Origin of the sequence: Bradyrhizobium sp. IC4059 (assembly GCF_020193615.1) — a bacterium.
In the GTDB taxonomy this organism is placed as follows: domain Bacteria; phylum Pseudomonadota; class Alphaproteobacteria; order Rhizobiales; family Xanthobacteraceae; genus Bradyrhizobium; species Bradyrhizobium yuanmingense.
The window spans coordinates 1-248 of the sequence record NZ_JADYVH010000061.1 but is presented as its reverse complement, the minus strand read 5'-3'; the positions used below and the strand labels follow the sequence as shown (position 1 = coordinate 248).

The following is a 248-nucleotide window of genomic DNA, read 5'->3' as shown; positions in this document are numbered from 1 at the left end:
CCGATCGCCGCGGAGCAGACCTCGAGCGGTTACGAGGTGGCGTGGAAGTACTCGGGCAGCGATCAGTTCGCGATCTGGACGACCGACAGCAGCGGCAACTTCGCCACCAGCACCGGTCAGGTGTCAGACACCAGCGCCACGCTGGAGCAAGCCGAGACCCGCTTCCATCAGGACCTCAACGGCGATGGCGTCACCGGCATCCCCATGACCAGCATCGAAGCGTTCGGCAGCACGAGCCTGGTGCAGAG

General features: G+C 65.3%; 1 pseudogene. It reads left to right on the top strand.

Annotated features, from left to right (window positions below):
- Positions 1-248 (top strand): annotated as a pseudogene (locus I6F12_RS37105) (hypothetical protein); the annotation flags it as partial.